Below are 25,241 nucleotides of genomic sequence, written 5' to 3'. Positions count from 1 at the left end.
GAGTGCTGACCTGCTGAGGGGGGCGGATCCTCCCTTGCTGCCTTGGGGCACTGACCTTTACGTCGTACCAGTGGGAGAGAGACGTGGCCGCTTCCGGCGGTGATGCCATGTGGGGCCGCACCGAGCAGCAGGACTTCCGCAGCCGGGTGCGGGGCTGTCTGCTCGGCGGCGCGATCGGCGACGCCCTGGGCGCGGGCGTCGAGTTCGACTCGCTGAGCGCGATCAGAGAGGCGCACGGCGCCGCCGGCGTCACGGACTACGTACCGGCGTACGGGCGTCGCGGTGCCATCACCGACGACACGCAGATGACGCTCTTCACCACGGACGGCCTGATCCGTGCGCATGTACGCCGTGACACGGGCGCCTGGCACCCGCCGACCGATGTGCACGCGGCGTACCGCAGGTGGGCCGTCACGCAGCGGGACTGGGGCCCGGACGAGCGCAAGGAGGAGGACGGCTGGCTGGCGCGTGAGGAGTGGCTGTACGCGCAGCGCTCGCCGGGCAAGACGTGCCTCAGCGGGCTGTCCGACGAGCGGATGGGCACGCTGGAGTCGCCGAAGAATCCCGAGTCGAAGGGCTGCGGGACGGTGATGCGCTCGGCGCCGTTCGGGCTTCTGGTCGGCTGGGAGCCGCAGTTGGTCTTCCAGCTCTCCGTGGAGTGCGCGGCGCAGACCCACGGCCATCCGACGGGTTATCTCGCGGCGGGTGCCTTCTCCGTGATCGTGCATGCGCTGGCGCGCAAGGACAGCCTCGATCACGCCGTGCAGAAGGCGCTGGCGATGCTCGCGACCAGGCCGGACCACGAGGAGACGACGGACGCGCTGAAGCGGGCGCTGGGCGCGATGCGCCAGGGTATGCCGTCCGCGGAGCGCGTCGAGGCTCTGGGCAAGGGGTGGACGGCCGAGGAGGCGCTGTCCATCGGCGTGTACTGCGCTCTCGTCGCGGAGGACGTACGCCATGGGCTGCTGCTGGCCGTGAACCACGGCGGTGACAGCGACTCCACGGGCTCCGTCTGCGGGAATCTGCTGGGCACCATCCATGGGGAGACGGCCCTTCCGCCCGCGTGGGTGGCGGAGTTGGAGGGGCGTGCGACGGTGCTCGAACTGGCCGACGACTTCGCGATGGAGATGACCCAGGGGCCCGCGCTGCACGCTCCGGGAGCGGCGTCGCAGGCGTGGCTCGCGCGCTATCCGCGTGCTTGAACCGGGCAGCGAACAGGGGGAGTACGTACGGGACTCGGCACCCGCCCGGGTGTGCGGTCACCGTCATGTGCCCGTGGAAGAGCCCCCTCGGCTGGGACGGCGGGCCGGTCGAGAGGGCTCTGTTCCAGGTGTCACCGGGCCGGTGCCCCGGGCGTCGCCGGGTGTCACCGGGGTGACCGTGATTTCTCAGACGCTACGGACGGAACCTCCGCCGCGCACATCGGCCACGAAGCCTGCCCAGGTGCCCGGGGGGAAGCTCAGCGACGGCCCGTCCGGGACCTTCGAGTCACGCACCGCCACTGCCGTCCGGGTAGGGGACTTCACCTCGACGCACGCTCCGTTCGCCGAGTAGGTCGATTTGATCCATTCGCTGGTGTTTCCCTGCTGAATTGCCATGTCTGCTCCGGTTGTTCGACTCCAGCGCTCGACCGTACGCCTCGATTTCCCAGCGCGAAGGGGCCGTTCACTCGACCGGATGGCATATTCCGCAGGAAGCTTCACTGTGCTCTCGGGCAGGGTGTACGCTCCCCGCCCTCAGCCACGGGCATAGTCCTTTGCCACATTCTCGATGAACTCACGTGTCTGGTCCGGATTGAGAGCTTCGGCTCGCAAATGCTCATACATCACGCTGTAGCTCTGCACATCGTGCGACTTCTCCAGATAGAGGTCGCTGGTGACGCCCTCCAGATAGACCACCGACGAGTCCGACGCGTCCGGGAACTCCAAGATCGCGTACTGCCCGTTCACACCCGGGTGCGCGCCCATGGAGAAAGGCATCACCTGGACCGTCACATGGGGCAGTTGGGAGACCTCGTTGAGCCGCTCCAACTGCTCGACCATGGTCTGCCTGCCTCCGACCTGGCGGCGCAGCGCCGACTCGTCCAGCACCGCCCACAGCCGCAGCGGATGACGGGCGTCTTTGATGCGCTCCTGGCGGCGCATGCGTACCTGGACGCGCTTTTCGATGTCCGCCGCCGAGGCCTCCGGCTGCGCGCCCTCGCAGACGGCCTCCGCGTACGCCTGCGTCTGCAACAGGCCCGGTACGACCTGCGGTTCGTAGACGCGCAGCGAGGCCGCGTCCGTCTCGAGGCCGATGTAGACGCTGTAGGGGATGTCGCCGAACGCATGCCACCAGCCCTGCTGACGCGACTCCTTGGCCATCTGCATCAGCGATTCCACTATGCGGCTGTCCTCGACCTCGTACACCCCGCACAGATCCCGCACATCGCGCTGGCTGATGCTGCGGCGGCCGTTCTCTAGGCGGCTGATCTTCGACTGGGAGACCAGCAGGCGGTCCGCGACCTCCTCTGCCGTCATGTTCTTCAACTCACGGAGACGACGCAGCTCTTGGCCCAGACGACGGCGTCGGACGGTGGGGTTGACGTTGGACGCCACAGGCGCTGCACCTCCGCGTAAGTACGACTACTTTCAAGCAGGTTGCCACCACCGTGAGCGATCTCGCTGGCGAATGGCAACAGAGGGTGCATGAACGGGCACACCGACGGGCCTCCGGCAGAACGGATACGGCCACGGCGGCCCGGCCGTTCGCACACGCCCGTACTCGACGCGCGGAGGCGTCCACGGCGCGACACCGACCGCAGGCATGCGCGCGGGGTGGTGGTCCGGCCGTCCCCTTCGACAGCCGGGCCACCACCCCGCGCGCCTTCACGGTGCCGGCAGGCGCTCCGACGCGCTGCCGGTGGTGCAGAGTGCGCTCGCGCGCACCCCTCGATCAGCGTGCGCCGGCGCGGACCATCCCGCCCACACTCGGCCGTGTCTTCTCAGACACCTGCCTGGACTGGACGTGTCCGGAGGGTACGCCCGCGCGCGCAGCCGTGGGACGGCCGCTCGCCGCCGGCCGGCCGTTCTGGGCGGGGGGAGCCGGAGCACCGGCGCCGCCGTTGCCCGCCGCACGCCGGGGCTGCGCCCCCGCGCCGTTCTGCACATCCATCACGGCGTGTGCGACGAGACCGCCCATCGGGTCGTGCCGAATGAGATCCCGGAGACGCGAGCGGCACGAGCGCCCCTCGTTGCCGGGATACAGGTGCTTGCCGAGGCCGACCGCGTGCGCCAGCGCCGCGAGCGCCGCCGTCCGCGGGTCCGGCGGCACGCCCGTACGGATCGCCGCATCGAGCCGGGTTCGTATCTCCCGGCTGATGGCCGTCTCCGTCGCCTGGTAGCGCGTCGTCGGCAACACCCCGCACATCTGGCTTGATACGGCATGCACCATGCCGCACCGCTCCAGGTGTGTGAGATAGGTTTGGCGAAGCCCCAATCGGGGTCCGCCGATCCAGTGGACAGCGCGCACCGGGCTGCCACGCCTTCGCAGCAACTCCAGTGCGGAGTCCAGAGTTGGATCTCCGGTCGGCCGTGGCAGCACCACGGCGATTCGGTCCCCGTCTGGGGCTATACGTCCTGCGAGAGCCAGCTCGACGAGCTGGGCCCCGGCCAGGCCGAGGTCAAGCGACTGCGGCTGTGCCGTGGTGCCCGTGGCCGGGTCCAAGGCCAGCAGCAGAAGCTCCTCCGGAATAGTTCTGCGGCTCCTGCCCATCCATGCCTCCCCGCGTGGATGTCTGACAGGGTGACCCCTCTCACAATGGTCTGTCGAGAGTGCCTGGGCGTTATGGACGGGAACCAGTAGGTATGTCGTTCTCGTCTGCACGGTCGGAGAGACCTGTCCGTGACCTTGCCGGAGCCCCCGCGCGATGTGGGAGGCGCGGCGCACAGGACACTGTTAACTGATACGCAACTTGTAGGGCGAGCGGCGAGATTCATCAGCAGGAGGCATCGGTGGCGGGCGAGTCCCCCGACAAGGTGGAACGCAGGGAGTCGTCGGGGGAGACGACGGACGACCTCACGGCGGTTGCTTCCACGGACGGGAAGAAGTCCGGGAAGAACCACGAGCGGAAGCGGGGCGCGAAGCCGGACGCCGCCCCCTCCGACGCCACGGACGATTCCGGCGAAGCCCGGGACGAGGCCGCGGGCGACGCCTCGCCCGCCCCGCCCGAGCCGTCGGCGGCCGACGGGGGCGAGACGGAAGCGGAAGCCGCGGACGGCGCTCGCGACGGTGCCGGGACGGACGGCTCCGAAGCCGCGGCCTCCGGTGGCGGCGGCGAGGGCAACGGGCGCGGCGACGACCGGTTGAAGGCCGCGGTGGCGGCGTGGGTCGCCGGTACGGACGACGAGCCCGGTGGCACCGGGCAAGCCGCCGAGAGCGACGGGCAAAGCACCGAAAAAACCGCGGACGTCAAGAACGAGAGTGCCAACTCCGGTTCGGGGGAGAAGAATTCAAGCCAAATTCCGGCCGGAGAGCTGCCGGTGCGTCCGAAGTCCGCCGACGGCGAGGAGCCGGACGCCTCGGGTGGCTCGGGTGGTGCGAGTGACTCCGGTGGCGCGAACGGCACGGGCGGCTCGGGAGACGTGAAGGCGCCGAAGGGCTCAGACGGCGCTGAGAGCGCCGCGAAGGCCCCGGCCGGGGTGGACCACCCCACGGCGATGTTCAGGACCGTACGGCCCGGCGAGGACGACTTCGCGGCGGCGACGGACAGCGAGGAGGCCGCCAGGCGCGCGGAGCGCATGACCGCCGCCTTCTTCGGTTCGGGCAAACCCACCCAGAGCGGAAGCGACGGGGAGGCCGTCGAGACCGACGAGACCGACGAGACCGGGGACGTCGCGGAGGCCGGGGACGTCGGGGAGGTCGACGGAACCGGAGGGACCGGCGAGCCCGCAGAGACCGACGCGGCGGAAGCGTCCGGCAGCTCCGAGGCGCGCAGCGAGGACGAAGAGCCCACGGGTGAGAAGACCGGTGAGGAGGCCCCTGGGAAGTCCGCTGGGAAGCTCGGTGAGGAAGCCGCTGAGAAGACCGGTGAGGAGTCCGGCGGGAAGGCCGCCGAGCAGACCGGTGGGAAGCCCGAGGCGGTAAGCGGCCGACGGGTGGACGAGCCCACGGCGGTCTTCCGTGTGCCTGCTCGCGAAGCCTCGGCGGACCGTGCCGCGAAGGGCGCCGGTGCCGAGGAGACGCCCGGCGACGAGGCTTCCCCCAACGAGGGCTCGCGGGGCGAGAGTTCGGGCCGCGAGGGCTCCGGCGCAGGGCGTGTGGATCAGCCGACGGCCGTCTTCCGCACCGTAGAGCCGGGCAGCCGGGACAAGGCCGACGCAGAGAGCAAGGCGGAAGGCGGGGGAGAAGACAAGGCGGCAGGCGCGGCCGAAGGTCAGAAGGACGGCAAGGCAGGCGCCTCGGCGAAAACCGGCAAGGCGGAGAAGCCGGAGGCGTCCGCGAAGTCCGGGGCAGCGGGGACGAAGGACGCGGATGCGAAGTCCGCGAAGCCGTCCAAGCCCGAGGACCAGCCCGCCAAGTCCCCGGACCAGACCGCCGAGTCACCGGAGAAGTCCCCCGAGTCCCCGAAGTCCGGGGACGCGCCCTCGAAGCCCGTCGACCCGCGCGTGGCAGCGTCGGCAGCGGCTGCGCCCTCCGGCGCCGACCCCGAGTCCGGTGGCAAGGCTGATTCCAAGGCCGAGTCCGGTGGCAAGGCTGATTCCAAGGCCGCTTCCAAGGCCGACGACGCGGACGGCGACAAGAAGCCCGAGCCGGACAAGCAGCGCCGCGAGCACGGGGCGAAGCCCGGCTCCGGTGACGAGAAGCCCCTGTCCCCGGACGGGAAGTCCTCCTCCCCGGACGAGAAGACCCGGCCGGGCGACGACGAGTCGGACTCGGAGCGCACCAGCCAGTTCGTGCCCCTGCGGTCCGCCGACGCGCCCCCACGGCCCACGCGTGCGCCCAGCCCGGTCGTACCGCCCAAGCCCGAGGGCCAGCCGGCCGCCGGGGCGCTGCCGCCCGAGGCGGAGCCGCAAAAGCAGCTCTCCGAGGCCGAGTTGACGAGGCAGCAGGTGCGGCCCGATCAGGCGCCGCTCGACCTGCTCGCCCAGCTCACCAACACCCCGCCGCCGCCCGAGACTCCGCTGCGTACGGCCGTACGCAGGGTCAAGATCTGGACGCCGCTGGTGGTGGTGCTGGCGATCCTCTTCGCCATCGCTCAGGCCGTACGTCCGCTGCCCGACCCGCAGTTGTCGCTCTCGGCCTCGCCGACCTACAGCTTCCAGGGGCACAAGCCGTCCGTGCCGTGGCCTTCCGAGGGGCAGGCCGCGCTGGAAGTGCAGGGCCTCGGCTCGCTCGGCTCGTACGGCAAGCAGAAGCCGGTGCCGATCGCGAGTGTGGCGAAGGTGATGACCGCGTACGTCATCCTGCGCGACCACCCGGTCAAGAAGGGGTCGGACGGTGCGAAGATCCCCGTCGACAAGAAGGCCGAGAAGGAAGCCGGCCTGAGCGCGCAGAACGAGTCGACCGTCGAGGTGAAGAAGGGCGACACGCTCTCCGAACGTGAGGCAGTCCAGGCCGTGATGATCGCTTCCGCGAACAACGTCGCCCGGTTGCTCGCCCGTTGGGACGCGGGTTCGGAGAAGGCGTTCGCGAGGAAGATGAACAAGGCGGCCGGCGAACTCGGCATGAAGAACACCAAGTACACCGACCCCAGCGGTCTGACGTCCTCCACGGTGAGCACCGCCACGGACCAGGTGAAGCTCGCGAAGAAGGCCATGGACATCGACGTCTTCCGTGAGACCGTACGGATGCCCGGCTACACCGACACCAAGGGCGACCGGCACGGCAACTGGAACAAGCTCGTCCCGCTCGACGGAGTCGTCGGCATCAAGACCGGTACGACGACGAAGGCGGGCGGCAATCTGCTCTTCGCAGCGGAGAAGAGGGTCGGCGGCACCGAGCAGTTGATCGTCGGGGCGGTGCTCGGACAGTACGAGCCGTCGATCCTCGACACGGTGCTCGCCGCGAGCAAGAAGCTCATCGACACCGCACAGGACTCGTTGCGTGCGCAGAAGGTGGTGCGCAAGGGCGAGGTCGTCGGCTACGTGGACGACCAGCTCGGCGGGAAGACGCCCGTCGTCGCCTCGCGTGACGTCTCGGCCGTGGGCTGGTCCGGGCTGAAGGTGAAGCTCGGTCTCACGGACGGCGGCAAGGCGCTGCCCCATGAGGGGAAGGCGGGCGACAGGGCCGGCACGCTGACCGTGGGCGACGGACCGGGCCAGGTGAGGGTTCCGGTGAAGCTGAAGGAGGACATGACCGCGCCGGGCTTCGGGGCCAAGTTGACCAGGATCCTGTGAACCGGCTGACATGACCGGAGACACCGGCGGGACCGGGACCTTGACCGGGACCTTGACCGGGACCTCGACCCGGACCCGGAACCCGGGCCAAGACCGGCGGGGCCCGGGTTCCGGGTCCGCGAGAGGTGCCGACGGGACCGCCGGTCACCGGAAGGTCCCGTACCGGTGAGAAGGGCCCGGCTCACTACGCGGTGAGGCGGGCCGAGCCGTACGGGGGAGAGGGCGCAGTGCCGACTGTGCAGGAGCCGCAGATGCCGGAAGGCGAGGACGCCGGTATAGAAGCCGGGGACAGGCCGGTCCCCGGGACGGGTGCGTCCTCACGCGCCGCCGCCCGAACCGGCACCGGCTCCGCTTCCGGCTCCGATACGGGCGCCGAGAGCGGCACAGAGACCGGCACCGTCCCGGGGCCCAGACGAGGCACCGACGTGGACTCGGCGGAGAGCACGGGCACCAGGACGCGCGGTCCGCGGCGCGTACAGGGGCGTGCGTCGGGCCATACGCGAAGCCGGATGCCGTTGCGCCCCGGTGGCCCGGACGTCGGCGAGCACACACGCGCGGGCAGGGGACCCGGGCAGGGCGCGCCCCCGGGCCGCCCACACGACCCCGGCGCCCACGCCGATCCCGGCGCCGTCGCCGACTCCGGTACCGAGACGGCACGTACGGACAGCGACCCGGCCCACGTGCCCCCTGCGGCGGCCGACCCCGCGCCCGGCAAAGCAACCGACGCGGGAACCGGCACCACAACAGACTCAGCGACAGGCACCACAACAGGCACCGCGACTGACTCAGCAACGAATCCGGCCCCCGAAACGGCCCCCGAAACGGCCGCCGGCGAGGCCGCCCCCGCCGCCCCCCGAACCGCCGCCGTCACCGAGCCGCTGCCGTCGCGCGTACGCCGGCTCGCCTCCGCCCTGCTGCGCCACCCCGTGGCCTCGCCCGTGCTGCTGGCGACGGTCCTGCACCTGTTGTGGCTGTGGCTTCTCGCCAGCGGCGGCGGCGACCTGGCGGCACAGGACGCCTGGGCGAAGTTCGTCGGCGAACACCCGGACTCCGCCTACAACCTGGCCTGGTACGGGGGGCTGCACCCCTTCTCGTACAGCGTCCTCTCGCCGTACCTCATGGCCTGGCTCGGGGTCCGCAGCACCCTGATCCTTGCCGGAATCCTCTCCTCCGGGCTGCTGGCGCTGATCCTCCGGCGGGTGCTGCGCAGGCCGCTCGCGCCCGCTCTCTGGGGCGCGTTCTCCTTCGTCTGCAACGCGGCCTCCGGCCGGGTCACCTTCGCGCTCGGCGTGCTCTTCGCACTCGCCGCGGTCGCGATGGTGTGGGCCTGGCCCCGGCGCTGGTGGCGCGGCTCCGGCAAGTGGCGGGTGGCGCGCGGAGCAGCCGCGGCGCTGCTCGCGGCGCTCGCGACGACGGGAAGCCCCGTTGCCGGGCTCTTCCTCGAAGTGGTCGCCGCCGCCCTCTTCCTCGACCGCCGCCGTCAGGCCGCGTACGCGCTGGCCGTCGCACCGCCCGTTGTGGTGGCGCTGTCGGCCGCCTTCTTCCCGTTCCACGGGTTGCAGCCGATCCCGTGGTGGTCGGCGCTCTTCCCGCTCGCGGGCGCGGTGCCCGCGTTCCTGCTGGTGCCCCGCTCATGGCGCACCGTGCGGCTGGGTGCGCTGGTGTACGGGGCGGGCGTGGTGCTGACGTGGCTGATCCCGTCGCAGGTCGGGTCGAACGTGGAGCGGCTGAGCCTGCTGTTCGGCGTGGTGGTGCTGCTCGCGGCGGCGCCGCTGGTGGTGCGTGGGGACTGGCGGTCGCGCCGAGGCATGGCGATGGCCGCCGCGCTCGTGGTCGCGACCGGCTGGCAGATCGGCAAGCCCTCCTACGACGTGTTCGCGACGACGCCCGACGACGCGTGGACGGGCGAACTGCGTCCCCTCGTGGAGCAGTTGAAGAAGGTCGACGCGTCCCGCGGCCGGGTCGAGGTCGTACCCGTGCGCAGCCATCGCGAGGCGTCGGCCCTCGCCCCGTACGTCAACCTCGCCCGCGGCTGGAACAGACAGGCCGACACCGACCGCAACCCCGTCTTCTACGAGAACGGCGGCCTGACGGAGAAGAGTTACCACCGCTGGCTGCGGCGCTGGGCCGTGCGCTATGTGGTGCTGCCGTCCTCGCCCCCGGACGGTGCGGGCAAGGAAGAAGCCGAGATCGTCCGCCGTGGGCAGCCGTATCTGAAGGAGATCTGGAGCGGCGTGCACTGGCGGCTCTACCGGGTCGCCGACCCGCTGCCGATGGCCGATCCGCCCGCGAGCGTCGAGCACGCGGGCGCCGGCGAGGTGAAGGTACGGGTGCGGGAGCGCGGCGCCGTGCTGGTGCGTATCCCCTGGTCGCCCTGGCTCGGACTGGTCGACGCCGAGGGCCGCCGCATCGAGGCGCCGCAGCCGGGCCGCCCGAACCTCTACGGCTGTCTGCGCAAGGCCAGGCCGCAGGTGGGCGGTCCGCCGCCGCCCGGTGAGGAGGAGCCGGTCATGGACACCTGGACCCTGCTGGAGGCGCCGCGCCCCGGCACGTACCGGTTGGCGGCGCCCTACAAGCTGCCGCGCGGTACGACGTGTCCCGGCAGCAGCGCCTCGGTCGGCCCGGCGTCCGGCCCGGATTCCCGCCCGGAGCCGGGTCCCGGGAAGGGCTCGTCGCAGGATTCCTCTGCGGGTCCGGGCACAGCCGAACGGTGAGGCGGAACGGTCAACTCCCGCTGCCGTAGGGGCGGGTGATGATCTCCATCATGTGGTCGTCCGGGTCGGCCCAGTAGACGCCGCGTCCGCCGTCGTTGTGGTTGATCTCGCCGGGACGCTGCCGATGGGGGTCCGCGTAGTACGTGAGACCCGCGTCCTTGACGCGGGCGAAGATCGCGTCGAACTCCTCCTCGGAGACGAGGAACGCGTAGTGCTGCGGCGTGACGCCCCGGTCGCCGGCGTCCGCGAAGTCGAGCGTGACGTCGTTGGCTGCGGTCACCGGCAGGAACGGCCCGAACTGCGGCTGCACTTCGAGCCCCAGCAGCCCGGCGAGGAACTCCGCCGAGACCTTCTTGTCGGTGGCGTGGACGATCGTGTGATTGAGCTGGACTGCCATGGAAGTCTCCTCATCCGTTCGTCTGGCGCGGTGCGGCTTCTTCTCGTGGGTGGCTTCTCGTGCCCTGGTTCTTGGGCCCCTGCTTCTCGTGCCCTGCTTCTTGGGCGGGCTGTTCGTGCCGTGTCCTCCACCGTGTTCCAACGGACGGGAGGCGCACCGGATTTCACGATCCGCTTCGGTATTACGTCGTAGGCCCGTGGACCGAGGCGGTCCGGCCGAAGCGACGGTCCGAAACGACGGTCCGAAACGACGGGGCCGGTGCCGGGCTGTCCCGGCACCGGCCCCGTGTCTTCGGCCGCGCTGCGTCACGCAGTGCTCGTCACGACGGTGCGCTCATGCCCGTGCGGGGCAGCAGCGGCACGAGGGCGTCCCAGCGCTTCATCTCGCAGCCGTTCTCTCGGTTGAAGTGGGCGTCGACGGGACGGCCCGCCCAGACGCCGCGTACATGGGCGCTCGCCGGGCCGCCGTACTGCATCGTGCAGCGGGTGCCGCGCGTCACGGGGGCGAACGGGTCCTTGCCCCAGGTGGTCACCTCGTCCAGCCCGTCGCAGGCAGCTTCGGGCCGGGGGTGGTCGCCTGCGGCGGGGTGGCAGTAGAGCACGTAGGTGCCTTCGGAGGCTGTGCTGCCGGATTCGGCGACGGTGACGACGAGGCGGTCCGCGCGCCCCTGGTACGCGTCGGCGAACGCGTGCGGGGCGGCGGTCGCGGCCGAGGTGAGTAGGGAGGTGAGGGCGGTCGCGGTGAGGGCGAGACGTCGGATCTGCATCGAGGACTCCTGGACACCGGTGCGGAGGACGAAGGGACTCGGAACGAATCGAGGGGTGTTCGCGCCGCACGGCGGCCCGGGGCGGGCCGGACGACGCGGGGGCACCCTGTCGGCCCGCCAACGCGCGAAGGGGGGCGTGCGTCGCGCTTCGAGCCGTGGATTGACTCGAACGAGGTACGCCTGGGTGCATACGGACGGGAGCGGGCGACGCGGGCCCGGTGTTCCACGAGGACCGCCAGGCCCGGCGTCAGAGGCGTACGACCGCTCCGAGGGTCACTCCCGAACCTCGGACGCCTCGGGCGTCGCAGATGCCGCGAATGCCTCGGATGCCTTGGGCACTTCCGTCGCCTCGGTCACCTCGGGTACGTCGCGCGCACGCGGGATCTCCCGCACCCGCCGCGCAGCCGGGACTTCCCGAACGTCGCGCACCTCTCGGAAGTCCCGCACCTCGCGAACGTCCCGCACCTGCCGCAACCTCGGCCCCGCCCCGGACTCCTGGCCCCCCTGGACCTCTTGGCGTGCTTCCGGCCGTCGTTCCGGCCGTTCTTCCCGGCGACCCTCCAGTCCTCCCTGCGGGTCCGCACTGCCGGTCTCCCGGGCGGTCCCCTCCGCGCCCGTGGACTCGTCGGGCGGCACCCGCCACTGTTCGCGTGGTGCACCCGGGACGGTCCTGCCCTGGCGGTTCCATTCGTTCGCGAGCCCGGCGTAGATGGGCTCCAGCCAGTAGGCGCCGGTCAGTTCCGCGAACTGTGTGCGCGGCGGCTCGGCGGGCACGTCGTGGCGGGCGGTCCTCAGAACGGTGAATGACGTGTTTCCCATGCACGGGCAACATCGGGCGGCGAGCCGGGGACACCGGCGGTGCGGTCGTTTCACTGCCACGAGAGCCCTCGTTCGATCACGCATCGGTCACGGAACGTCAAGAACGTGGGTCAATGCCCGATTCCGTACCATCGGTCCCGCTGCCCGCCGCGTACCGACCCGGCCCGGACGGCGTCAGCGGATCTGGCGGCGTACCAGCGCGTGGAACTCACCGGAGGTGTCCGCCAGCAACTCCGACGGCGACCCCTGCTGCACGATCCGCCCCTGCGACATCACCAGCACCCGGTCGGCGTCCATGACGGTCGACAGCCGGTGGGCGATCACGATGCGCGTGGCCTGTAGCTTGCGGGTGCTCTCGATGACGGTGCGCTGCGTCTCGTTGTCGAGGGCGCTGGTGGCCTCGTCGAAGTAGAGGATGCGCGGGCGCCGGATGAGGGCCTGCGCGATCATCAGGCGCTGCCGCTGTCCGCCGGAGACGGCCGAACCCCCGTCGGAGAGGATCGTGTGCATCCCCATGGGCATGCGCTTGATGTCCTCGGCGAGGCCCGCCATCTCGGCGGCCTCCCATGCCTCTTCGTGCGAGTAGATCTCCGCGCCGCAGATGGAGTCGAGGATCGAGCCGACGAACGGCTGCGCGTTCTGGAGCACTACGCCGCACTGCCGCCGCACCGCCGCCTGGTCGAGGGCGGCGAGGTCCTGGCCGTCGTAGAGGACGCTGCCCGAGGCGGGCTTCTCGAAGCCGATGAGCAGCCTCAGCAGCGTCGACTTCCCGCAGCCGCTGGGCCCTACGACGGCGACGAACTCGCCGGGCTCCACACGCAGCGAGACGTCGTCGAGGGTGAGCGGACCGTCGTCGCTGTAGCGGAACGTCAGATGCCGTGCCTCGATCGCGCCGGACAGCTCGCCGGGCTGGGTGCTGCCGTCGCGTACCTCGGTGGGCTCGTTGAGCACGGGCTTGACCTTCTCGAACATCGGAAGCGCCGCGGCGGCCGAGATCAGCGAGTTGGTGAGCTGCGTGACCGACGTCAGCATCATCGTGACGGCGGTGTTGAACGTGAGGAAGCCGCTGGAGGAGAGGGTGCCGCGGGCGGGACCGGCCAGCAGCATGAACAGTACGAGCGAAGTCAGCGGCAGATAGACCGAGTTGAGCACGGTCGTGTAGTTCTTGATCCGGCCGACGCGCTGCTGTAGTTCCCGGCTGCGGGCGAACTCCCTTGCCCACGCCGCGTAGGCGAAGCTCTCGGCGGCGGCCACGCGCAGCTTCGGCAGGCCCCGCAGCGTCTGGAACGACATGTTGTTGAGCTTGTTGTTGAGGTCGACGAGCCTGCTCTGCCAGCGCAGTTGCCAGATCCCCATGGCGATGAACGCGCCCGCGATGAACACCAGCAGCATCAGCGCCATCAGCGCCAGCGGAACGCTGTAGAACAGCAGCAGCACCAGGTTCATCGTGCCGACCGTGCACGCCTGTACGGCCACGGGCCCCACGCCCGACATCACTCTGCGCATGGTGCTGATCCCCATGGCGGCGCTGGCCAGTTCGCCGGTGGAGCGTTCCGCGAAGAACTTCGTGGGCAGCCGCAGCAGCCGGTCCCAGACAGCGGGCTGCAAAGCGGCCTCGAAGCGTCCCTCCATGCGCAGGATGGAGGTGTTCTGAAGCAGCATGAACGCCGCGGAGACGATGCTGCTGAGCACGATCGCCAGCGAGACCTGGGTGATGAGACTGGTCTCGGCGTTCGGCACATACACACCGAGCACCTGGCCTGTGGCGATCGGCACCAGCGCGCCCAGGCCGACGGCGACAAGCCCGCCCAGCGCCAGATTGCGCAGGTCCATGCGCGTGCCGCGCAGACAGAAACGCATCAACCGCCATGCGCTCATGGGCTCTTCGGGCAGCGGCCGGTAGAACATCACGGCACGCGCCTCGAATTCGCCCGCGCGTGACTTGCGGATGCGGGTGCGCACGCCGTCCGCGTCGACCGCCTCGTAACGTCCGCGCCGCCACAGCAGCGCGACCGGCTCGCCCGAGTCCGCCCTGTGGCCCACGAGCGGGCCGGTGTTCTCCCGCCACCAGCGGTGGCGCAGCTTCACCACGCGGGTGCGTACGCGGGAGCTGAGCGCGATGCGCTCCACCGGGTTCGTACGGTCGTTGACGGCGCGGCCCTGTGCGGGCGCGGACAGCTCGATGCCGGCGGCACGCGCGGCCATGCGGGAGACGGCGAGCGTCGCGTCGTCGTTCGCGGACGAGGGGCCCGAGGCGCCCTTGCCGGTGGTGTTGATGGAGGCCAGCAGCGCCTGGTCGGCCTGGGCGCGTACGGCCTCGCCCGCCTCGATGCCCGCGGCGGTACGGTCCTCGTGTGCACGTTCGAGGTGTTCGATCCAGCGGTCGAGGGCGGAGAGCAGCCGGAACTGCTGGTCCACCATGCGCTGCCAGACCGCACCGTCGACGAGGAGCTGCGACGCCGCCTCCGGGCTGAACTCGGCGCCGTACTGGACGCTTCGGGGATCGACGTTCATCCACAGGATGTCCTCGTCGTCCGGGCCGCCGCCCTGCCCGGCACCGGGGTTCATGGCGTCCGGGGTCACCTCGCCGTCGAGCGGCGCCTCGAAGAGCACCCGGAGGCTGCGGCCGATGCCCAGTGCGAAGGCCCTGTCGAGGTGGGTGTGCGGCAGGGCGGCGATGCCGTCGGCGCCCTGGGCGGAGTCGGGCCCGGCTGCCTGCTGCTGGCCCGCGGGGTTGTGTCCGCGGAAGACCGCGGCGACGTTCCTGTGCTCGGGCCGCTCCAGCTCACGCAGTTCGATGCGGCGCACCGCGCACTCGCGCAGCGGCCTGCCGACGAGTGTGTGCTGGGGGCCCTCGATGGGCCCGAGGAGCAAGGTGCCCGGCTCCAGGCGCCCGAGGAAGTGCCAGTGGCCCTGCTGGACGGCGTCGACGGCGAAGAGGTCCATCGCACCGGCCGTCACCAGCCACAGCACATGGGGGCCTTCGAGTTGGAGGCTGCGCCTGCCGGACCAGTCGGCGTCCGTGCCGAGCATGCCGAACGCGGCGATGACCGGGTCCTGTCCGGCCGCGTGGGCGGGTCCGGTCGCGGTCGCGTCCGCCGGTCCGGCGGGGGCCGTGGGCGTGGGTGTCGGCGTGGGCGTCTGTGTGGGCTCCACGGCGGGGATGGGCCCCGTGGTGGCCGCGGGCGGCGGTACGACCGCGTGCTGGCCGGTGGCGTCCGTGGGCGGTACGACGGGGTGCTGGCCGGTGGCGTCCGTGGGCGGTACGACCGCGTGCTGGCCGGTGGCGTCCGTGGGCGGTACCACCGCGTGCTGGCCGGTGTCGTAGGTCGTGGTGCCGTGCCCGCCGGTGCCGTGGCCACCGGTGTGCTGCTCGCCGTGACCGTGCCCGCCTGCGCCGTATGGGACTGCGTTCATCGTGCCGGTGTCGTACGAGTCGTTCGGGTACGAGTCGTTCGCGTACGGCACGGCGGCGTGCCCGCCCGTGTCGTACGCACCGTTCTGCTGCTGCCCCGCGCCCGTGCCGACGTCCGTACCCGGGGCGGCACTCGGGTGCGCGGCGGCGCTCCCGGCCGAGTTCACAGCGGTATTCGCGCCGGTGCCCGTGCCAGTGCCCGAGGGGCCGTTCGTGGCGCTGTCCGCGCCCGCGTCACCGTCTCCCGTCGCCACGGTCCCGTACGCGCCGGTCTCCCACTGGCCCGTCTGCCACTGGCCGGTGTCCCATTGACCGGTGTCCCACTGGGCCGTCTCCCATTGACCGGTCTCCCACTGACCGGTGTCCCAGGAAGCCTCGTTCTGCCCCTCGCCGTTGCGGGGGTCTCCTGCGGAGCCTTCGGCGGATGCCACGTTCAGTGCTCCTTGACCAGTTCCGCGTACGCGCCGCCGCGGGCCACCAGCTCCTCGTGGCGGCCGCGTTCGACGACGCTGCCGTGGTCCAGCATCACGATCTCGTCGCTGTCGCGTACGGTGCTCAGCCGGTGCGCGATCACCACGCACGCGCAGCCGCGGCGCCGCAGATTGTCGATGATGACCTGCTCGGTCTGGGCGTCCAGGGCGCTGGTCACCTCGTCCAGTACGAGGATGCTGGGCCGCCGCACCAGCGCGCGGGCGATCTCCAGGCGCTGCCGCTGCCCGCCGGAGAGGTTGCGGCCGTCCTGCTCGACGCGGCTGTGGATGCCGCCGGGCCGCCGGGCGAAGTCGTCGAGGACGGCGGCGTCACGCAGCGCGGTGGTGACCGCCTCGTCAGGTATCGACGGGTCCCACAGGGCCACGTTGTCCCTTACCGTCCCCTCGAAGAGGAAGACGTCCTGGTCGACGAAGGAGACCGAGGCGGCCAGGGCGCTGCGGGAGATGTCCTCCAGCCGCTGCCCGTCGATGCGGATCACTCCCTCCCAAGGGCTGTACAGGCCCGAAATCAGCCTGGAGACCGTGGACTTGCCGCTGCCGGAGCCGCCGACGAGGGCGACCTGGCGTCCCGGTCCGACCGACAGCGAGAAGTCCGTCAGCAGCGGCTTGTCGAGCGGGCTGTAGCCGAACGTGATGTTCTCCAGCGACACATGGCCCTTGAGGCGGCGGGTGTCGGCCACGGGCTCGCGCCGCGAGTAAAGGGAGTCGACGGGGAAGTTCTCCACGTCCTTCAGCCTCGCCACGTCGGCGGCGAAGTCCTGTATGCGTCCGGCGACGCCGTTGAGCCGGGTGATGGGCGCCGTGAAGCGCGTCACCAGCGCCTGGAAGGCCACCAGCAGACCGATCGAGATATGGCCCTCGACTGCGCGCATGCCGCCGATCAGCAGGATCATCGCGCTGTTGAGCGTCGCGAGCGTGGGCGCCACCACGGCAAGCCACGCCGTGGGCATCCCCAGCTTCTGCTGCTCCTCCAGGGTCGTGGCGTGCTGTCCCGACCAGCGGCGGAAGTAGCCGTTCTCGCCGCCGGTCGCCTTCATCGTCTCGATCAACTGAAGCCCGGTGTACGAGGTGTTGGTGAGCCGGGCGGTGTCCGCGCGCAGCTTCTGCGTGCCGGTTGCCCGCAGCCGGATCACCACGCGCATCGCGATGAGGTTCCCCAGTGCGATCAGTACGCCGATGACGGTCAGTTGGGGGTCGTACGTCCACAGCAGCACCGCGTAGAGGATGACGACGACGGCGTCGACGCCGGCGGCGGCGAGGTCGCGCGAGAGGGTCTCGGCGACCGTGTCGTTGGACTGGAGACGCTGCACCAGGTCGGCGGGGCTGCGCTGGGCGAAGAACGTGACTGGCAGGCGCAGCAGATGCCGGAAGAAGCGCGCGCTGCTGAGCGTCGAGGAGATGATGCGCCCGCGCAGCAGGTTCGCCTGCTGGAGCGCGGTCAGTGCGGCCGTGAGCACGACCATCGCGCCCATCGACGCGAACAGCACGCCCAGCAGCGACGTCTGGTCGCCGATCAGGAACATGTCGATGTACGTGCGGCTGAGGGCGGGCACCGCCGCGCCCACGCCCACCAGCAGCAGGCTCGCGAGCAGTGCGGCCAGCATGGTGCCGGTGGTGCGGCGCAGCCGCGCGGGCATGGCGCTCATGAAGCCGGGGCGTTTGCCGCCGCGGCGGAAGTCGTCGCCGGGTTCGAAGGTGAGGACGACGCCGGTGAAGCTGGTGTCGAACTCCTCCAGGGGTACGAAACGGCGGCCCTTGTCGGGGTCGTTGATGTGTACGCCGCGGCGGCCGAAGCGGCGCCCCATCCCCTCGTAGACGACGTAGTGGTTGAACTCCCAGAACAGGACGGCGGGTGCGGGGATCTCCGCGAGCGCCGCCGGCTCCATCTGCATGCCCTTGGCGGTGAGGCCGTAACTGCGGGCGGCCTTCAGGAGGTTGCTGGCGCGTGAACCGTCGCGGGAGACGCCGCAGGCGATGCGCAGCTCTTCGAGGGGTACGTGCCGCCCCCAGTGGCCGAGGACCATGGACAGCGCCGCGGCGCCGCACTCGACGGCCTCCATCTGGAGGACGGTCGGGGTGCGGATGGTCTTGTACTTGGGCTTCGGTATCTGCTGCGGCGAGGTGCGCCCGGCGCCGGTGCGGTGCTTTCCGCTGCGCCTGGCACCGGACTTGCCGCTGGACTTGCTCCTCGACTTGCCGCTGGAGCCGGCACCGGACTCGCCGCCGGGGTTGCCCGGCCTGGCGCTCTTGGCGCTTGTCTGGCGCCTTCTGCGGCCGGGCGGCGGCAGCCGGTTCTGGCCACCGTCGTCCCAACCGCCGTCCCAGCCGCCGTCCGAACCGGCGTCCGGGACGGCGCCGTTGTCCCCGCTGTGCGTGTCAGAGGTACGAACGTCCCCGCCGCCGGCGTCCGTTGTGCCGGGTTCCGCACCGCCGGACCCGTGGGTACGCGGCTCGGGCGCGGGCGCCTCCGCCGAAGCCTTGGCCGACGCCCTCGCGGACTGCCTGCCGGACTGCTTGGCGGTTCGTGCCTTCTTGGCGGTCTTCTGCCGCGGGCTCATGGGAGCAGCCAATCGACGGGCCGCTGCGACGGCTGGTGTATCGCGCCGTCGGTGATCGTCATGGAGTCGAGGCGGTACGGCGGGCCCTTCTCGGACGACCACTCGTAGCCGGACTTCGTCGTGGCGGACTTCTCCAACTCCACCATCACCGCGACCGGTTGGCCGTCCTTGGTGAACTGCTCCGCAAGCCGCGCGTCGCCGAGGAAACCGGCGATCTGCTGGCGGGTCTGTGCCGCCCGGCCGACCGCCTTGACCTTGCCGCGCAGCACTCCGTACTGGTCGGTGGGCGCCGACTGCACCGTCAGATCGACGGCCGCGCCGGGGGAGACCGTGGAGCCGCCGCTGCCAGGCACGTACAACATCGCCACCAGGGGCTCGTCGGCCCGCTGGATGCGCTCGACCGTCGCGACGTCCTTGCCGGGTGTGATCACGGAGCCGATCTTCGCCGTCAGCGACGTCATGCGGCCTGCCGCGACGGTGCGAACTGCCCGGTATCCGGCCTCCGTTCGCACCTTCAGCACCGGTGTGCGGGCCGGAAGCATGCGGCCTTCCTCGGCCAGCACCTGCACGACCTGACCCGAGACGGGGCTCTGGAGCACGTAGCTGCCTTTGGAGTGGGTGAGGACTCCGGGCGCGTCGAGCTTCCCCGAGACCCTGCCGGTGATGGCCCAGTAGCACGCGCCCGCCATCACCAGGACGGTCACGAGCAGCACGAGCCAGCCCTGCGGGCGCGCGAAGCGCACGGGCAGGTCGAGTTCCTCGGGGGATTGCAGCTTGGAAAACGCCTTCTGCCGGAACTGCACGGGGCTATTCCCTCAACTGCGTTCGTCGCTTTCAGGCATGACGCTTCCTTCTGTGACGACGCCGTTCCGCATCGTCTTCACATCGGCTTCGAAGTGGGACCGGGGGCGGGGGACATGACCGTCCGTGGGTGCCGCCGCCGTCCGCCGACGGTAATTCGTGGGCGGGACTCGTGGAGTGTACTCCGGGGGTTGTGCGGACTTCCGGGACAAGCCCTTCACATCACTTCACAATTACGTTTCACAACTACCCGGTACGCATCCGTAAGCCCCGGAACAAGCAGGTTCCGGGGCTCACTTCACCCCACTGGGATTGGATGCACCGGGCGGTGCGGGCTGTGCACTGCCGGCCCCGCCGCCCGGCGACGGGCATCGCCTCAGAGACCGGCGAGGCCCGTGACCTGGGAGGTGTCGACACCGGTCAGGCCGGAGGCGACGCCGTTCACGGTGGCGGCGGTCTCGGAAACCGGGGCGACCGAGTCGGCGGTGCTCACCGCGGTGCCCACGACGGAGCCGAGGACGCCACCCGAAACGTTGTCCAGGTCGTTGTCGGAAATCTCGCGGGTCTCAATGAAGTCCATGAGTTGAGCTTCCCTTCGCTTGCTCTGGTGTTCTCAATAGCATCGGCCGGCTCGGGGAAAGCCGTCCGGCCGTCGAGCGGTCGTCAGATGCCCGAGAACGGGAACCATTCGTTCAACTTCCGCGTCAGGGCCCGATCAAAGCACGTGTACGCGCTGCCCGGCCACTCATCCGAGTGCCGTTCAAGCGCCGATACGGCCGCTCGACTTCGCCGAGGTGTAGCCGTGTGCACGAATTCGTGGCGAACCCTTCACTTGCCACTCCGGTCATGTCCGCACTGTGGATCCGGCCGCGACGTCCCAAGTGGACATTCCCGCATCAAGCTCACCGCGCACGAGCCACCCGCATGTGCGCCCCCCGGGTCATGTGCCGTCCGTACGAACCAGTTGTGCAGGTTCCCTGAATTCAGTTTCGCCGCACCGCACTTGGTCCCGCCTGCGCGGTCTGACCTGCGGCTGCGGCCTCTGTGAAGGGCCCTGCACGAATCGTCACTCATGGTGACCGAAGAATTGCGGAGCGAAGTTCCCTCGCAATACGGGCACTTAAGGAGGGGTAAGGGTGATATGACACGTTCCAATGGCGAGACATATAGGCGAGCGCATGCGTCCGAATTTCGGCGGTATTCCGAGACCTGCCGGGGGTCTGTCTGGGGCCGCGAATCCCCAAACGGCCCGCTCACGGCGGGAAATGAGGCCGCGTCAGCGGCGGGCCGGGGGTCCGGACCTACGGCGGCCGCGGAGGGCGCGGTGCGGGGCGGCGGGGATGTGACGGAGCGTCCGGCGCCCGGCGGAGGGGAGTCACGGTCGCCGCATGGCGTTCGCGGCGCACAAGTGCCGCCCGGCGAACGGACGTTGGCCCACTGCGTCCGGGCCCCTGCCGGGCGCGTCGCCGCTCTTGCCCCGACTGGCGTGTGAAGTCACGTATTTCGGCGAAGCGTTCCGAACCGTGACGATCTCAGGGCGCGTTCGTTATCGGAGTGCAGGCTGGTAGTGGGTTCCCCCACGTTGGCAACGGGGTCCCGGGTTCCTCCCCGGGGCCCCGGCCTGCTGGGGGCTCGGGTCTGTGCGGAACGCCCGGTCCGGTCCGGTCCGGTGCCGCACAGCGGCGCGGGCCCGGCTCGTGTACCACGGCCCGCGTGTGCCTCGTCGGCACCTTGAGTCGTACGGAGAACTTCCGCGCACGCGGCTATTTGGAAAGCGGTTGTTCTGTCATGCTCATGATTTGACAAGCTCCGCAAGTCCGATGTTCTGAACCACCTCTCCCCCCACGGAGGTTCGAAATGCGTCGAAGACTCATCGCGGGTGTCATCGTCTCCTCCCTGAGTCTCCTCACCGTCCTCGGCACCGCCACAAGCGCTGTCGCGGACCCGGCCGACAAACCCCAGGTACTCGCAAGCTGGACCCAGACCGACGCCGCAAGCCAGAACGCCTTCCTGGCCGCCAGGGCCGACCAGGCCGCGTGGGCGGACTACAACTTCGACTGGTCGACCGACGTCTGCTCCTCGTCCCCTGACAACCCGTTCGGTTTCCCCTTCGAGAACGGGTGCATCCGGCACGACTTCGGCTACCGCAACTACAAGGCGCAGGGCACCTTCGAAGCCAACAAGGCCCGCGTCGACAGCGCCTTCTACGAAGACCTCAAGCGCGCCTGCGCCCAGTACGACGGCGCGACCAAGAAGTCCTGCGACGGGCTCGCATGGACCTACTACCAGGCCGTGGTGATCCTCGGCGTCAAGAAGGGAACGCCGGTCGGCTGACGGCCGCGCGCCCCCCGAACTCACGTAGCAGAGCACGAGAAACAGCAGAGCACGCGGGCACACACACGAGTGCGCGGGACGCCGCCAGGTGGCGACGGCGTCCCGCGCACTGCTGTCATCCGGTACTCGCGGAGGCGTCAGCTCCCGGCGGACCGGTCACACATGGTCCGCCAGCTCCATGCGCCCCTGCATCCGGGCGCAGCTCGCGCAGCAGAAGAAGCGCCCCTCTGCCTGGAGACCGTGGCCCAGGATGCGGCAGCCACAGTTCTCACAGATCGGTGCCATCTTCTGCGCGGCGCATTCGAAGCTGTCGAAGGTGTGCACCGCGCCTGCCGCCCGGACTTCGAAGGCGGCTTCGTAGTCGTTCCCGCAGACCTCGCATACGGCCATCTCAGGCTCCTCGGTGGTGTGGACGGGTGGGACTGGACGACTGGAAGTCGGTGGACCGGCGGACCGGCCGCGCGGATTCCGCCGGCCATGGCGGCCGTGCGGCCCCGGCGGGAGCGCCGGTCCCCGAGCGGTAGTCGGCCGGTGGGCTGGGGACGGCCGGTCGGTCGTGGGACCGGTCGGTCGCGGGCTCTGTCAGTCGTACGACAGGGCCTCGACGAGTTCGCCGGTCTTGGCGTTCGGCAGCGACCTTGCGACATCGGCGACCGCGACCATGCCGACGAGCCGGTCACCGTCGATCACCGGCAGCCGCCGCACCTGATGGCGCGCCATCGTGGCCAGGATCTCCTCGGCGTCGTCGTCCGCCCCGATCGTGACGGCTTCGCTCTGGTTGAGATCGCCCGCGGGGAAGCTTCCCGGATCGCGGTTCTTGCCGAGCACCTTCACCACGATGTCCCGGTCCGTGACCACGCCCTTGATCTTGTCGTCCGGACCGCAGATCGGAAGGGCGCCCACACCGGCCTCCGTCATTATTCGGGCGGCGTCGGCGGCCGACTGAGCCGTCTGTACGCACTCGGCACCCGGGGTCATCACTTCGCGTGCAGTAGTCATGGGACCAGCTCCTCGACGACTTCTCGGGGCGGCGGCATGCGAGTCCGCCGGGAGCCCGCACGGGGCCCGCGCCGCCGCCGGGCGGGTAGCACGTTCCGGCACGCTCAAACCCCGGTGAGCGGGCGTGCACCCGCTGCGGGGCGCCGCCCCGGCACCGCGACGGCGCCCGCGTATCGGCCGCACCCCCGACCCGCGTACGGCCCCGTGTCTCCCCTGCGTACGAAGGCGCGCCCGCAGACCCCGCACATGCGGCAGCGCCCTGCCCGGCGGGGGTCTGCCCCCACCCGACAGGGCGCTGCCGTGGTGCTGCCGTCGAGCCGCTGCGCCGCTGGGCCGTCGCGAACGGCGGCCGCTGCGCGGTGCTCTCCGTACTTCTCGCTGTCTCCCGCTACTTCTCGACGACCTTGATGCGGTCCGCCTTCGGCGGGTCCAGCGGGTCGGACTTCGAGGAGTGCTCGCCGAAGTACGCCTCCAGCGCCTCCAGATCGGACTTGCCGACGAGCTTGTCCTTGCCGTCCTTGAAGACCGGGAAGCCGTCGTTGCCGCCCGCCAGGAACTCGTTCATCGCGACGCGGTAGGTCTTGTCCGGGTCGAGCGCCTTGCCATCCAGTTTCACCGAGTCGGTGACGACGCGGTCCTTGCCGGACTTGGTCATGTCGAGCGTGTAGCTGAAGCCCTCGGAGACCTGGAGGATCTTCGGTGACTTCTCGTTCGCCCCGCTGACCTGCTGCTGAAGGGCTGTGACGAGCTGCTTACCGGTGAGGTCGATCGCCGTCATCATGTTGGTGAACGGCTGCACCGTGAAGCCTTCGCCGTAGGTGACGACGCCGTCGCCCTCGTCCTCCGCCGCCTTGTATACGAGGTCGGAACGGATGCCGCCGGGGTTCATCAGCGCGAGCTGGGCGCCGCCCTTGTCCTCGGGCTTCATGAACTCGAGCTGGGCGTCGCCGATCACATCGCCCAGCGGCGACTCGGGCTTCTCCGCCCCGCGGCCGTCGATGTCGCCGGAGATGTAGCCGATCGGCTTGTCGGCGATGGGGTCGGCCAGCTTGCCCCAGCGCTTCACGAGCGAGGTCATGTCCTTCGCCTTGGCCTGCCTACGGCTGACCACGTGGTTGGCGCTGTCGACCTTCGTGCGGACGATGTCGCCCGTGCCGCGGTCGTACGTCAGCGTCGTGTCCGTGTAGAGCTTGCCGAACGACGACGCCGAGGTGACCGTGCGAGGGTTACCGGCCGGGTCCGGGATGTTGCACGCGTACGCCTCGTGGGTGTGGCCGGTGACCAGCGCGTCCACCTTGGGCGAGATGCCCTTGGCGATGTCCGTGATCGGGCCGGAGACGCCGTCGCCCGCTCCGGGGCTGTCGCAGTCGTAGTTGTACTCGGGCTTCTTCGGCAGTCCGCCCTCGTGGATCAGAGCGACTATGGACTTCACGCCCATCTTGTCGAGCTTCTTCGCGTACTTGTCGACGGTCTTGATCTCGTCGTGGAACTTCAGTCCCTTGACGCCCTCTTCGCTCACGATGTCCGGAGTGCCTTCGAGGGTCACGCCGATGAAGCCGATCTTGACGCCCTTCTTCTTCCACACCGTGTACGGCTTGAGGATCGGGCGCTCGGTCTTCTCGTCCGTCACGTTCGCGGCGAGATAGGGGAAGTCGGAGCCCTTGAAGACCTTCCCCTCCTCGGAGCAGCCGTCCTTGGGGTGGCAGCCGCCGTCCTGGAGGCGTTTCAGCTCCTTGCGGCCCTCGTCGAACTCGTGGTTCCCGACGCCCGCGACGTCCAGGTCCATCTTGTTGAACGCCTCGATGGTGGGCTCGTCATGGAAGAGACCGGAGATCAGGGGGCTCGCGCCCACCAGGTCGCCCGCCGCCGCGGTGACGCTGTAGGGGTTGTCCTTGCGGGCCTTGCGCAGGGACGTCGCCAGATACTCGGCGCCGCCCGCGGCCACCTTCTCCGTGGAACCGTCGGGCTTCTCCCGCGAGACCTCGCCTGAAGAGCCGGGCGGCGGCTCGATGTTGCCGTGGAAGTCGTTGAAGGAGAGCAACTGCACGTCGACGGTGCGGCCTTGGGCGTGCTGCCCGCCGCCGTCGGTGCTCTCCGCCCCGGCGGGCAGTGCGGCGGCGAGCACGCCGACGGCGGCTGCCAGCGCCGCCGCGCCGGTGGTCAACCGGCGCACGCGTCTGCGCCGTTCAGGTTGCACGGTCATCATCGAGGTTCCCCTTCCTGGACTGCGAGCGCTGGCAGCCTACGGTCAACGCGCGTAGTGCGTCAGGAGTGTTGCGGTAACGACAGGGTTGCGGCCGGGGGAGCGCCCGGTGGCGGGCGGTCGCCTCGCGCCTCGCCGGCGGCTCGGACCGGCTCGGCCCTGAGCCTGACCCTGCGTATGCGGCGCTCCGTATCGGCCCTTCGTGCGCGTGCGTTCGTACGGCCGCTCCCTACGCGGGCCCGTCCACGCGCACTTCGGCCCGCCGGCCCGCCGCCGCCCACGGGCGGGCGCACGGGCTGGGCCGTATGGCGGCGCCGTCGCGCGGCGCGGCGTTCCGCCCCATATATCTGGGTTTGTCGACTTTCCCT

Annotated in this window: 17 protein-coding genes; 4 read left to right on the top strand and 13 right to left on the bottom strand. The window is 70.4% G+C overall.

The window, feature by feature from the left end; translation table 11 throughout:
- Nucleotides 1-107 precede the first annotated feature (107 nt).
- Nucleotides 108-1,202 (top strand): ADP-ribosylglycohydrolase family protein, encoded by a 1,095-nt coding sequence (locus MMA15_RS10965; RefSeq protein ID WP_241063130.1) that lies wholly within the window; start codon nucleotides 108-110, stop codon nucleotides 1,200-1,202.
- A gap of 186 nt (nucleotides 1,203-1,388) precedes the next feature.
- Here MMA15_RS10965 and MMA15_RS10960 read toward each other — a convergent pair whose 3' ends face one another.
- From MMA15_RS10960 to MMA15_RS10950, 3 genes are all read right to left on the bottom strand, one after another.
- Nucleotides 1,389-1,598, bottom strand: coding sequence for a DUF397 domain-containing protein (locus tag MMA15_RS10960; RefSeq protein ID WP_241058924.1), 210 nt, complete (start codon nucleotides 1,596-1,598; stop codon nucleotides 1,389-1,391).
- A gap of 138 nt (nucleotides 1,599-1,736) precedes the next feature.
- Entirely contained in the window at nucleotides 1,737-2,597 is an 861-nt protein-coding gene (locus tag MMA15_RS10955; RefSeq protein ID WP_241058923.1) for a helix-turn-helix domain-containing protein, read from the bottom strand.
- 337 nt (nucleotides 2,598-2,934) lie between these two features.
- Nucleotides 2,935-3,753, bottom strand: a complete 819-nt coding sequence (locus MMA15_RS10950) for a GOLPH3/VPS74 family protein (protein ID WP_241058922.1) — start codon at nucleotides 3,751-3,753, stop codon at nucleotides 2,935-2,937.
- Nucleotides 3,754-3,992: 239 nt separating this feature from the next.
- On the opposite strand from MMA15_RS10950, the gene MMA15_RS10945 reads away from it, so the two are divergent.
- Nucleotides 3,993-7,376: a D-alanyl-D-alanine carboxypeptidase gene (locus tag MMA15_RS10945; protein ID WP_241058921.1), complete on the top strand. Its 3,384-nt coding sequence runs from the start codon at nucleotides 3,993-3,995 to the stop codon at nucleotides 7,374-7,376.
- A 227-nt stretch (nucleotides 7,377-7,603) separates the two neighbouring features.
- Nucleotides 7,604-10,090: a DUF8823 domain-containing protein gene (locus MMA15_RS10940; RefSeq protein WP_241058920.1), complete on the top strand. Its 2,487-nt coding sequence runs from the start codon at nucleotides 7,604-7,606 to the stop codon at nucleotides 10,088-10,090.
- A 10-nt stretch (nucleotides 10,091-10,100) separates the two neighbouring features.
- On the opposite strand, the gene MMA15_RS10935 is transcribed toward MMA15_RS10940, so the two are convergent.
- The 7 genes from MMA15_RS10935 to MMA15_RS10905 form a co-directional block, all read right to left on the bottom strand.
- Nucleotides 10,101-10,487 carry a VOC family protein gene (locus tag MMA15_RS10935; protein WP_241058919.1) on the bottom strand — a complete coding sequence of 129 codons (387 nt, stop codon included), beginning with the start codon at nucleotides 10,485-10,487 and terminating at the stop codon, nucleotides 10,101-10,103.
- 319 nt (nucleotides 10,488-10,806) lie between these two features.
- A complete protein-coding gene (locus tag MMA15_RS10930; protein WP_241058918.1) occupies nucleotides 10,807-11,253 on the bottom strand; it encodes an SSI family serine proteinase inhibitor in 447 nt (148 codons plus the stop codon).
- A gap of 273 nt (nucleotides 11,254-11,526) precedes the next feature.
- Nucleotides 11,527-12,072, bottom strand: a complete 546-nt coding sequence (locus MMA15_RS10925) for a hypothetical protein (protein WP_241058917.1) — start codon at nucleotides 12,070-12,072, stop codon at nucleotides 11,527-11,529.
- Between the two features lie 174 nt (nucleotides 12,073-12,246).
- Entirely contained in the window at nucleotides 12,247-15,105 is a 2,859-nt protein-coding gene (locus MMA15_RS10920; RefSeq protein ID WP_241063129.1) for an NHLP bacteriocin export ABC transporter permease/ATPase subunit, read from the bottom strand.
- 815 nt (nucleotides 15,106-15,920) lie between these two features.
- The gene (locus MMA15_RS10915) at nucleotides 15,921-18,038 is read right to left on the bottom strand and encodes an NHLP family bacteriocin export ABC transporter peptidase/permease/ATPase subunit (RefSeq protein ID WP_241063128.1); all 2,118 of its coding nucleotides are present in this window, start codon (nucleotides 18,036-18,038) and stop codon (nucleotides 15,921-15,923) included.
- A gap of 494 nt (nucleotides 18,039-18,532) precedes the next feature.
- Entirely contained in the window at nucleotides 18,533-19,339 is an 807-nt protein-coding gene (locus MMA15_RS10910; RefSeq protein ID WP_241058916.1) for an HlyD family efflux transporter periplasmic adaptor subunit, read from the bottom strand.
- A 374-nt stretch (nucleotides 19,340-19,713) separates the two neighbouring features.
- Nucleotides 19,714-19,917: a type A2 lantipeptide gene (locus MMA15_RS10905; protein WP_241058915.1), complete on the bottom strand. Its 204-nt coding sequence runs from the start codon at nucleotides 19,915-19,917 to the stop codon at nucleotides 19,714-19,716.
- 1,277 nt (nucleotides 19,918-21,194) lie between these two features.
- On the opposite strand from MMA15_RS10905, the gene MMA15_RS10900 reads away from it, so the two are divergent.
- Nucleotides 21,195-21,671, top strand: a complete 477-nt coding sequence (locus tag MMA15_RS10900) for a phospholipase (RefSeq protein WP_241058914.1) — start codon at nucleotides 21,195-21,197, stop codon at nucleotides 21,669-21,671.
- Nucleotides 21,672-21,827: 156 nt separating this feature from the next.
- On the opposite strand, the gene MMA15_RS10895 is transcribed toward MMA15_RS10900, so the two are convergent.
- The 3 genes from MMA15_RS10895 to MMA15_RS10885 form a co-directional block, all read right to left on the bottom strand.
- Entirely contained in the window at nucleotides 21,828-22,061 is a 234-nt protein-coding gene (locus MMA15_RS10895) for a metallothionein (protein ID WP_241058913.1), read from the bottom strand.
- A 192-nt stretch (nucleotides 22,062-22,253) separates the two neighbouring features.
- The gene (locus MMA15_RS10890; protein ID WP_241058912.1) at nucleotides 22,254-22,670 is read right to left on the bottom strand and encodes a CBS domain-containing protein; all 417 of its coding nucleotides are present in this window, start codon (nucleotides 22,668-22,670) and stop codon (nucleotides 22,254-22,256) included.
- 388 nt (nucleotides 22,671-23,058) lie between these two features.
- Nucleotides 23,059-24,873 (bottom strand): bifunctional metallophosphatase/5'-nucleotidase, encoded by a 1,815-nt coding sequence (locus tag MMA15_RS10885; protein ID WP_241058911.1) that lies wholly within the window; start codon nucleotides 24,871-24,873, stop codon nucleotides 23,059-23,061.
- Nucleotides 24,874-25,241: the final 368 nt, after the last annotated feature.

The organism is Streptomyces marispadix, assembly GCF_022524345.1.
GTDB classification, from domain to species: Bacteria; Actinomycetota; Actinomycetes; order Streptomycetales; family Streptomycetaceae; genus Streptomyces; species Streptomyces marispadix.
This window is presented reverse-complemented; position numbering and strand designations above follow the sequence as displayed.